Annotated in this window: 7 protein-coding genes and 1 tRNA gene; 2 read left to right on the top strand and 6 right to left on the bottom strand. The window is 39.2% G+C overall.

The features are described from left to right. Window positions 1-57 precede the first annotated feature (57 nt). Window positions 58-1,608, bottom strand: coding sequence for an ABC-F family ATP-binding cassette domain-containing protein (locus J7J00_RS20560; RefSeq protein ID WP_202186238.1), 1,551 nt, complete (start codon window positions 1,606-1,608; stop codon window positions 58-60). A 209-nt stretch (window positions 1,609-1,817) separates the two neighbouring features. Here J7J00_RS20560 and J7J00_RS20555 point away from each other — a divergent pair, with 209 nt between their 5' ends. Continuing rightward, window positions 1,818-4,010, top strand: coding sequence for a DNA topoisomerase III (locus J7J00_RS20555; RefSeq protein ID WP_214794172.1), 2,193 nt, complete (start codon window positions 1,818-1,820; stop codon window positions 4,008-4,010). 140 nt (window positions 4,011-4,150) lie between these two features. Here the strand turns inward: J7J00_RS20555 and J7J00_RS20550 are convergent, their stop codons facing one another. Next, window positions 4,151-4,315, bottom strand: a complete 165-nt coding sequence (locus J7J00_RS20550) for a hypothetical protein (protein WP_179891000.1) — start codon at window positions 4,313-4,315, stop codon at window positions 4,151-4,153. Window positions 4,316-4,928: 613 nt separating this feature from the next. Here J7J00_RS20550 and J7J00_RS20545 point away from each other — a divergent pair. Then, window positions 4,929-6,917 (top strand): acyltransferase family protein, encoded by a 1,989-nt coding sequence (locus J7J00_RS20545; protein ID WP_214794170.1) that lies wholly within the window; start codon window positions 4,929-4,931, stop codon window positions 6,915-6,917. A gap of 966 nt (window positions 6,918-7,883) precedes the next feature. On the opposite strand, the gene J7J00_RS28325 is transcribed toward J7J00_RS20545, so the two are convergent. The 4 genes from J7J00_RS28325 to J7J00_RS20525 all read right to left on the bottom strand — a co-directional run bounded on the left by J7J00_RS28325 (window position 7,884) and on the right by J7J00_RS20525 (window position 10,264). Continuing rightward, window positions 7,884-8,603 (bottom strand): exosporium leader peptide, encoded by a 720-nt coding sequence (locus J7J00_RS28325; protein ID WP_286201498.1) that lies wholly within the window; start codon window positions 8,601-8,603, stop codon window positions 7,884-7,886. After that, window positions 8,600-8,821 (bottom strand): hypothetical protein, encoded by a 222-nt coding sequence (locus J7J00_RS20535; protein ID WP_214794168.1) that lies wholly within the window; start codon window positions 8,819-8,821, stop codon window positions 8,600-8,602. Before J7J00_RS20535 ends, J7J00_RS28325 begins: the two co-directional genes overlap by 4 nt. A gap of 633 nt (window positions 8,822-9,454) precedes the next feature. Beyond that, the gene (locus J7J00_RS20530) at window positions 9,455-10,015 is read right to left on the bottom strand and encodes a tyrosine-type recombinase/integrase (RefSeq protein ID WP_214794166.1); all 561 of its coding nucleotides are present in this window, start codon (window positions 10,013-10,015) and stop codon (window positions 9,455-9,457) included. Window positions 10,016-10,190: 175 nt separating this feature from the next. Beyond that, window positions 10,191-10,264, bottom strand: a tRNA-Arg gene (locus tag J7J00_RS20525). Between the last annotated feature and the right edge of the window lie 177 nt (window positions 10,265-10,441).

Raw genomic sequence — 10,441 nt, 5'->3', positions numbered from 1 at the left:
CTACTCGATTATTTCATAATAAAGGGGATGCCGCTTCTGCGACATCCCCTAAAAAAATTAATTTTGGGCCGACCATTCCTCTACATCCCATACTTTGGTTACCCAATCTTCATAGAAATCAGGTTCATGGCATACGAGGACAATCGTTCCTTTATACTCTTTCAATGCACGTTTCAGTTCTTCTTTTGCAACTACATCCAAATGGTTCGTCGGTTCATCGAATAACAGCCAATTGCTTTCGGTAAGCATGAGTTTACATAGGCGCACTTTTGCTTGCTCCCCACCGCTTAAATGGCTCATCGGACGTGTAATGTGCTCGTTTTTCAAACCGACACGGGCAAGGATCGCACGTACCTGCGGTTGGTCCAGATGCGGGAATGCATTCCATACTTCATCGATCGGCGTCGTATCGCCTGCTTTCACTTCCTGTTCAAAATAAGAAGAAAAAAGGAAGTCCCCAAGTGATCTTTTACCGCCTAGAGGATCGATTTTACCCAAAATCGTTTTTAAAAGAGTGGATTTACCAACCCCATTACAGCCGACCACAGCAATTTTTTCTCCTCGTTCGATGGTCATGGATAGCTTCGGAAGCAATGGGCGGTCATATCCGATTTCCAGATCTTCACCTTCAAAGACATAACGGCTGCTCGCACGTGATTCTTTAAAGTCGAAGGTCGGTTTCATTGCAGTTTCTGGACGATCGATACGTTCCATGCGATTCAATTGCTTTTGACGGCTCTTTGCCCGGCCGGTCGTTGAATAGCGGGCTTTATTTTTTGCAATGAAATCTTCCTGCTTTTTAATGAATTCGCGCTGTTTTTCATATGCGTTAATATGTTGGTTTTTATTCAATTCAGCCAGCTCAAGGAATTTTTCATAAGTTGCCGTGTAACGGGTCAGTTTAGAAAATTCAAGATGGAAGATGACGTCGACGACGCCGTTCATGAACTCGGTATCATGCGAAATCAATAGAAATGCATGTGGATATTCCTTTAAGTAGCTGCTCAGCCAGCGGATATGCTCCACATCCAAGTAGTTGGTTGGCTCGTCGAGCAGCAGGACTTCCGGTTGCTCCAATAGTAACTTCGCCAATAAAACCTTTGTCCGTTGTCCGCCGCTTAGGGCAGAGACATCACGGTCCAATCCGATTGCATCCAACCCTAAACCGCGTGCCGCTTCTTCAATTTTAATATCGAGATTGTAAAAACCGCCGGCTTCCAGCTTGTCCTGGATTTCACCCATTTGTTCCAAGAGCTCTTCAAGTTCTTCCGGTGTGGCCGTACCCATTTTTTCTGTAACTTCATTCAGTGCTTTTTCCTGCTCGAATAAAGGTAAGTATGCATCCCTTAAGACGTCGCGAATCGATTTACCTTTAGAAAGTATCGTATGTTGATCAAGATAGCCATATTCGACACCAGGTGTCCATTCCACCCGGCCATCATCATGGATGAGTTGTCCTGTAATGATATTCATCATCGTTGACTTCCCGACACCATTCGCCCCTACCAGGCCTACATGTTCACCGGCCATCAGGCGGAAGGATACATCCTTGAATAAGGTACGGTCGCCAAAGCTGTGTGCTAATTTATCTATAGAAAGTAAGCTCATTTTATATTGAACCTCCCAATTAATTTGAAAAAATCCCTACGTTTCATCATACTAAAATCTGCACGGGATTGCTATCTAATCTATTAATTTACATATATGTGGGTGCGGGGAGCCCTGTTTGATCTGTTTTAATGCCATGCTGTGCATCGCCCTGTCATAAATTATATGAGATAATAGAGGAACCAGTTTAAAAGCGAAAGGATGTTATTATGAGTAAAACAGTCGTACTGGCCGAGAAACCTTCGGTCGGAAGAGATATAGCTAAAGTGCTGAATTGCGGGAAAAAGGGTAATGGCTTTTTTGAAGGCGAACAGTATATCGTCACTTGGGCACTAGGTCATTTGGTCACCCATGCAGATCCGGAATCTTATGATGAAAAATATAAAACGTGGCGCCTTGAGGACCTGCCCATGTTGCCGCCTACTTTGAAGTTGGTCGTCATCAAACAATCAGGCAAACAATTTCAATCGGTTAAAACACAATTGAACCGCAATGATGTCAAGGATGTCATCATTGCAACGGATGCAGGCCGTGAAGGGGAACTTGTTGCACGCTGGATTCTCGAAAAAGCGAATGTGAAGAAGCCGGTCAAACGGCTTTGGATTTCCTCTGTAACGGATAAAGCGATCAAAGATGGATTTAAAAACCTGAAGGATGGCAAGGAGTATGAAAACCTATTTGCCTCTGCTGTAGCAAGGGCGGAAGCGGACTGGATCGTTGGGATGAACGCGACACGTGCCCTAACAACCAAGCACAATGCTCAGTTATCCTGCGGGAGGGTTCAAACGCCGACACTTGCGATGATTGCAAAAAAAGAAGAAGAAATAAAACAATTCCAGCCTAGGAAATATTATGGAGTTTCGGCAATAGCAGAACCTGATTTGCGCCTGATATGGCAAGATGCTCAATCAAAAGATATCCGCACATTTGATAAAAACAAGGCAGAACAGGTTCTTGCAGCTGTTAAGGGGAAAAGTGCAGAAGTGGTTGAAGTTAACAAGTCCCATAAGAAAAGTTTTGCCCCCTCTTTATATGATTTAACAGAACTTCAACGGGACGCCAATAAGAAATTCGGCTATTCGGCGAAAGAGACGCTATCGATCATGCAGCGCTTATATGAAAGCCATAAAGTCTTGACTTATCCAAGGACGGATTCACGCTTTTTATCAACGGATTTGGTTGATACGCTAAAAGAAAGATTACAAGCTGTAAGCATTAAACCATATGCCCAGTATGCATCGAGGATCCTGCGCAGCCCGATTAAGGTCAATAAATCGTTCGTGGATGATAGCAAGGTTTCTGATCACCATGCAATCATCCCCACTGAGCAAACACCGCTGCCGGGAAAACTGAGCGACAAGGAATCGAAAATCTATGATTTGGTCGTTAAAAGGTTCCTTGCTGTATTGATGCCGCCTTTTGAATATGAACAAACGACCATCACCGCAAAAATGGGGCAGGAGACGTTCATGGCAAAAGGGAAGGTCGTCCTGAAGTCAGGTTGGAAGGAAGTTTATGATCACCAATTCGATGAGGAAGAAGCTAAAGATGGCCTTGCAGAGCAACTGCTTCCGAATGTTCTAAAAGGTGACAGTTTAACCATTTCGACCGTGAAACAAACAGAGGGTGAAACGAAACCGCCAGAACCATTCAATGAAGGGTCGCTTCTTTCGGCAATGGAGAATCCTGCTCGTTTCATGGCAGGGGAAAGCAAAGAGCTCATCAAAACCTTGGGTGAAACTGGCGGGATTGGAACTGTTGCAACGCGTGCTGACGTTATTGAAAAGCTGTTCAATAGCTTCCTGATCGAGAAGAGGGGAAAGGGCCTTCATGTTACCTCGAAAGGAAAACAACTTCTTCAATTGGCGCCTGAAGACTTGCGATCACCAGCTTTGACAGCTCAATGGGAGCAAAAGTTAACCGCGATTGCAAAAGGAAAGCTGCCAAAACAGACTTTTATCGGAGATATGCGCACCTACGCCAAAAATATTGTCCATGAAATTAAAAATAGTGACCAAAAATTCAAGCATGATAACGTGTCAGGAACGAAATGTCCTGATTGCGGCAAGCTGATGCTTGAAGTGAATAGTAAAAAGGGAAAAATGCTTGTCTGCCAAGATCGTGAATGTGGCCACAAAAAAGGTGTTTCACGTGTAACAAATGCCAGATGCCCACAATGTCACAAAAAGATGGAAATGCGCGGTCAAGGAGAAGCACAGACATTCACCTGTAAATGCGGTTTTCACGAAAAACTTTCTTCTTACAATAAACGAAGAGGGCAAAATAAAAATCAAAAAGTATCCAAGAATGAAGTCTCCAATTATATGAAAAAGCAAAATAAAGAAGAGCCGATCAATACTGCATTGGCGGATGCCTTGGCAAAACTGAAATTCGATAAATAAAAGAAAAGAGTCCTTCACATTTAGCTCCATGGTGAAAGGGCTCTTTTTGGTTATTTGAAGTGTCGAAATCCATATAAAAGAAAAAGACGGCAGAAAGGGATGGAGCGAGTGCTCCATCCCTTTCCATATATCTGCTTCTGTTAAATTTCATTCAGTACGGTGCCATGTAATTCATATTCAAGTGTTTTGTCAGTGTGTGTGTGTTTATCCGAATCTACTCGTGTGAGTGTACTGAATGGCTTCTGATCACCCGGACTGAAAATTGCTTCATCATTCTCTGGATTCCATAGGCTGTAAATACTCATGATCGTATCCTCCTCCTTTGGATGAGAAGACTAGTAATTCCCATAATTGATTATCATCTAACGCTTCAATTGACTCTAACGCTGATCACCGGGACTAAACACCGCTGCGTCATTCTCTTTGTTCCATTGGCTTCTGATTGTACTCATCATGCACATCATCTCCTTTGGTGAGAATGTCTTACAGTATTTATATACCCGGATGGGACAGGTTAAAACATATATTTTTAAAAAAACATGACTTTATCCAGAAATCCATGTAATAAATCAAACTTCCTTTTACTATTAAACAGCTTGAATTGTATTGTTCGTTTTTGTGCGGGGATGTTCTTATGTTTGACAGTTTAACAAACCCGGTCAGTTGGAGCATGCCACGTTTTCGTTGCCCCTGGTGGACTGACTTATAAAGTAACATTCTACTTCAATGAATGTAAAAGTGAGTGGGCTTCGTACCTAGGCAACATACATTTTTTGTAAGGGGACCCTGGTTGATAAGTTGGGAAAAATCGGTACTAGTGAAAAATAAAGAACCATTTTCACTATATTGACAAATCATTATTGTAAAGTGATATAATTTTAAATTGTATGCATGACGAAAAGTAGGAGATAGAATCAAATGAATCAACCATTAATTAATATTGAGAGTAAATTCAGACCCGAGATAGAAGGGCTACGCGTTGTTGCCGCACTGCTGGTAGCGGTATATCATATATGGTTAAATCGTGTTTCTGGTGGGGTTGATGTTTTCTTTGTAATTTCAGGTTTTCTGATTACCACTTCAATTGTTTCCACAATTAATCGTACAGGGGAATATCGTTTTCGGCCATATGTCACAAAGTTGATGAAAAGATTACTTCCTTCTGTATTTTTTATTCTTGCAATTGTTCTGGTTTTAAGTTGGTTTTTATTACCTAAATCAATTTTAGATAAAACTATACATGAAGTATTCGCCTCAATGTTTTTCTACCAAAACTGGCAATTGGCTTTTTCGAGCACGGATTATTTAGATTCCAGCCAAATGAAAACGCCTGTTGAACACTTTTGGGCTTTGTCTATACAAGGACAATTTTATATAATCTGGTTTTTGGTATTCACTTTAATTTTATTTTTGATAAAAAAATATAAATTAACTAAAGTTAAAACATTAATCAATACTATATTAGGAATATTATTTGTTTCTTCTTTTATATATTCAATATATTTAACCTCTGTCAATCAGCCATGGGCTTATTTCATTACGATGACACGTGTGTGGGAATTTGCTTTAGGCAGTTTGCTCTGTATCAATTTATCATCAATCAAGGTAAATAAATATATTGCTACAGTGATAGGTTGGCTCGGATTAATCGGATTAATTTTAACTGGAATAGTATTCAATGTATCTGAAATGTTTCCAGGGTATATTGCCTTATGGCCAATGACCTGCGCATTATTCATTGTTTTGTCTGGTACACGCGATACGAAATATGGTGTCAAACGCTTTTTAGGTTCCCCGGTAATGGTGAAGCTAGGTGGAATTGCATTTGGAATCTATTTGTGGCATTGGGTATTATTGGAGTTCTATCGTTATAATGTTCAGGAAACTCCAGGATTCATCGTCGGAACTCTTATTATCATTTCATCAATTGCCCTTTCGTTTTTAATGACTCGATATATAGAAGAACCAATCCGAAGCTCAAAGGACAATAAATTCTCATCCAAGAGAATCGGGATAATGGGCAGTGTAAATGTACTCCTGATTGCATCTCTTTTAATAGGAGTATATATAGATCAAAATAAGCTGGAAAATAATATAAACGATAAAAATTATCCAGGAGCTTTAGCTGTAAAAAACCCTGACGATATACCTGATCAAGAACCAATTCCATCATATTCTGAAGTCTTTGATGATTTACCACAAGCGCATTTGGACGGAAGTAACCAAGGGTTAAAGGAAAGTGACTTGAAAATTGGGGAATATGGCGAAACTGAAAATTACGATGCTACAATTGCCTTGATCGGCAGTTCCCATTCAGAGCATTGGTTAGGTGCCATTTTAGAAGCAACAAAAGATGATAATTATCGTGTATTGAATATGACTCGTTCAGGTACACGTTTTTCAACAGGTTATGCGGATGATGATTTGAAGGGTATCTGGGTCAATAATGTTCTCGATTATCTAAAGGATGCAGATGTAGATCTTGTCATTTCTCATGCCACAGCTTCTGATACGCCTAATAATAAAATACAACAACAAATGGTTGATCAGCTGCAGTATGTTAAAGATGAATATGGTATTGAAGGGTTAGCGGTTCGTGATGATCCAAGATATAGTTTTAATGTACTGGAATCATTAGAAACAGATGGACTAGAAGAAACTACAAAAAAAATGAATTCAGTAGATAATCAGAAAGACGAAAGCTTTTGGAGACAATTTGAAAAAGAGAATAAATCCTTGCATAAAATTGACTTAACAGATTACTTTAAAGTAAACGGTAAATTTCAGCCCATTATTGGTAATGTTATAATTTACCGTGACAATAGACATTTAACGAATACTTATTCGGAAAGTTTCGGACCTATTTTTGAAGAAAAAATCAACGAGATAGGCTTAGTTGAAAAGTAAGGATAGTTAAAGGGTAATTTGTTTCAAGTATAATATTGGTTTGGTTATCTCGATATATAAAAAATCTGAGTTCTGTGTTTTACAGGGCTCGGATTTTTTTATATCTATAGGGATTGATGAAGTAGTGGTTAACTTTGTCCAACCGCCACATAAATCACAGAAAAAACCCTGTTACTACACGGAAGAACCGCGTTGTAACAGGGTTTTTAATTAGCGTCCCAGATAGGAGTCGAACCTACGACTACAGCTTAGGAGGCACTGTTTATTACAGTTTCCTTAACAGTAGGTATGGACTGTTTATAAAAGCTATTATAACGGCAATTTCCATGCTTTTACCGTATACCATGTGTAAATACTATATAAAAGTGTCTGACGTTTCCGAAACAAAGTTTCCGACTTTTAGTATATACTGTTTATTCACTTTAATTCAAGGTATTTTAACGCTAAAAATACCCTTTAACCATATTCAAGCATCTCCTTAATGTTGTTTTTTCTTAAATAAACATAGTTTCAAAATAAAAAGAGAATCTTTTAATCTTAAGATTCTCTTTAAATAATCATCACATAATTAACCCTAGTAAATTGTTGCTGGCGTTTAGACGTAAGACGCGGTTTAGGGCTTACCTCAATACCGATTCTTGTTGAGTTGATTTCAAGTACATCCTATGGAAAATTAACGAAAGTCATACCGGTATTTTAACGTTAATTTATTGACTAAAAATAAAATTCATTACAATAAACTAAATGTCCGTCTAACTTTAAAGGAACTTGCGGATAACCTTGCTTCCCAAGAAGTTGCTTATTGAACAAATGGGGCATGTTAGTTGAAGAAGGAATGAGACTTCGCTTAATTTACCTGTTTAACCAAAACCACCACCGTCATTAAGCATCAGAAAGTTGTAAATCGGAAAAAGCCACAACATTTAGGTTGGGGCTCTTCTTGCTCCTATTTACTGACTTTGGCAGCTAGTTGGCGATTTTTGTGACTACTAATGAGGGATACCTATATGTTACATTGGCAGATGCAGTAATAACTCTAATACTTAGCCTATCGTTTGCGGATAATCGAAGTTGTATTGTTCTTCCTATCGTGTTTCTAGTTTCAACTTGCGATGGTTGCCCGCCTGGACCGCCTGTAATTCGATTAAAGGATTCAAAAGTACTTTCAAGAACTGGGGTTGTGTCATTGATGAATAACCTGAACTGCACTTCGGTATTAAACGTTAAGTTAGAAGCATTAATTAGTCTAGCTGTTAAATCCATGCTAATCTCATATACCCCAGCAGTCAGAACCTCAATATCAGTATAAGGTCCAAGACCAGGAGGAAAAGGAGCTGTTCCTAATAACGGCCCAGGAGTTGTGAAAACAACCTTCTGCCCCAAAGTAGGGGGATTTACCGTAGACACTGTGACAAAATTTCCAGACGGATCGTACAATGATCCATAAGCCAAAGCACCCCCTGGTCCTGGAGGTCCAGTTTCTCCCTGAGGTCCTGGAGGTCCTGGAAGTCCTTGAAATCCTTGAGGTCCTTGAGGTCCTCGAGGACCTTGTTCACAATCCTTACATTTTTTATGATCGTTTTTATTAAGGAAATGCTCGTTTTTATTAAGGAAATCATCGTTATTACACTTATAGGTCGTGTCAACAAATCTACGACCTTGAATTGGCTTTTCTATTTTACTCACCCTTTTTCCTCATTGTTCACTTTCCGAAAAGTCGAGCAATGAAGTTTTTTTTCTGTTTTTTCCGCTTCTCTTTCTGCTTTAATAGTTTCTCTTTCCTCTTTAGCAGAGGATACAAGGGGTCCTATACGTTTTACAGTAAGTGACGGAGATCTATAAGAAACACTTCCACTCACATTTTGAATAAACACAAACACGTTTTCTCCTGCATTTAACTCCACTTGGACGTCTTACCTATAGTGTTAAACCATGAAGGTTCTCCAGTTTGGCATGTCAATCCTGTTACGATTTCGAAAGAGGAACCTGGAATGGGCCCTATGACACTTCAGTTAATCGTGAATAAGGCAGTTTCAAGTTCATTAGTAATAACAACAAGGTCGGCACTTATTTCATAGACACCACTAAGAGAGACAGTGATCTCATTTGTTTCCGGATTCGGTATTGTATTTAAACTAAATCCTGGGAAATCAAAATCTATACGGACACGATCCTGCCCTGTTATAGTGCCTTCCCCATATAACGAGCCAAAAGCTGGAGTGACACCAGGTCCTGGAAATCCTTGAAATCCTTGAGGTACCAGAAGGTTTTTAGGAGGTTAAAAAAACACCCCCTTTCATCAGTATTAGTACTAATATATTCAGTTTGGGATGAAAGGTTTGTACTACATAAAAAAAGGCTTTTCCCCCCCCTCTATTCGGTGGGTAAGTTCCATATGTATTTAGCTAACTAAATTGGGGTAACTCCCTGCTTATTTTTTTGCCCTTCTCCTGGCGAGTTATGGCCACCCACCGCAAAAATTTTTAGAGAGAAAACGGAATAAATGGAAACATCGAAATTCCTAACCACCCCTTCTCCTATTCATTGATTCTCATTCCAGTATCCAGCAAAAGGAGAACAAGGATTTTATCACGCCATTCACCATAATTACGTTCATTAAAGTAATTCAAAATCATAGTTACTTCTTCAGCATCCAGTTTAAGATTCTTGATATTCTTCATTGAGTTATCAGGCGTTATTCCTTCTTTAAACCAGAATTTACACATTATTCGTAACGTACGTAACCTTATATTTATTGTGTTTACTGATAAAGTAGTGGTTTTCTCACGCTGTTCATTGCCTTCATAAGCCTTCTTATTTTTTGAAAAAGTGATATATTCTCTTATTAAAGAAGGGGATAGATCGCTAACGTAATTAAAAGACGGATGATAAACAGATAAGTATTCCGTTAAATACCTAATGTGTCGTACATATTCGCCTAATGTTCGCTGTCGGACACCATCAGCAACTTTTGCACGTAGAAAAATATCTAAGGCTTCTTGCAGTGTGTATTCAATCGTGAAACTTTCCGTAGTCTTACTGATCAATTTCCGTTCCTTTAACGCTGTTCCCCGCTGTTTAATAACGTGTTTTTTCATGAAAAAAAGCACCTCCAGACATAGAAAAGTAATAGTGAAATGGAATATCACTGTTTCCTACGTACAGAAGTGCTTTTATCCTACATACAATTTACGGCTTTTACGGTCATACCAACAGAAAAAACCCTGCTACAACACGTGGAAACCGTATTATAACAGGGTTTATAAACTCTAGCGTCCCAGATAGGAGTCGAACCTACGACCTACAGCTTAGGAGGCTGTCGCTCTATCCTGCTGAGCTACTGGGACATATAAATAAGTCGACGACTTATTTATTATATTTCTTATAGGCAAACTTTTCAAGCTTATAGCACATACTTATGAAAAAAATCTTCATAAATGCTCGGCAGGTCACTAAGTTCACGTGTTTTCCTATTAATTCATTAAATGGAATACTTTATTGTTCACTAGTTTTCTGGTACTATT

Source organism: Bacillus sp. ISL-4, assembly GCF_018613275.1.
Taxonomy (GTDB): Bacteria; Bacillota; Bacilli; order Bacillales; family DSM-1321; genus Peribacillus; species Peribacillus simplex_E.
This window is presented reverse-complemented; position numbering and strand designations above follow the sequence as displayed.

Excerpts from the sequence above, each read along its gene's own strand:
- J7J00_RS20560 (WP_202186238.1), bottom strand. The coding sequence starts at position 1,608 with ATGAGCTTACTTTCTATAGATAAATTAGCACACAGCTTTGGCGACCGT.
- J7J00_RS20555 (WP_214794172.1), top strand. The coding sequence starts at position 1,818 with ATGAGTAAAACAGTCGTACTGGCCGAGAAACCTTCGGTCGGAAGAGAT.
- J7J00_RS20550 (WP_179891000.1), bottom strand. The coding sequence starts at position 4,315 with ATGAGTATTTACAGCCTATGGAATCCAGAGAATGATGAAGCAATTTTC.
- J7J00_RS20545 (WP_214794170.1), top strand. The coding sequence starts at position 4,929 with ATGAATCAACCATTAATTAATATTGAGAGTAAATTCAGACCCGAGATA.
- J7J00_RS20530 (WP_214794166.1), bottom strand. The coding sequence starts at position 10,015 with ATGAAAAAACACGTTATTAAACAGCGGGGAACAGCGTTAAAGGAACGG.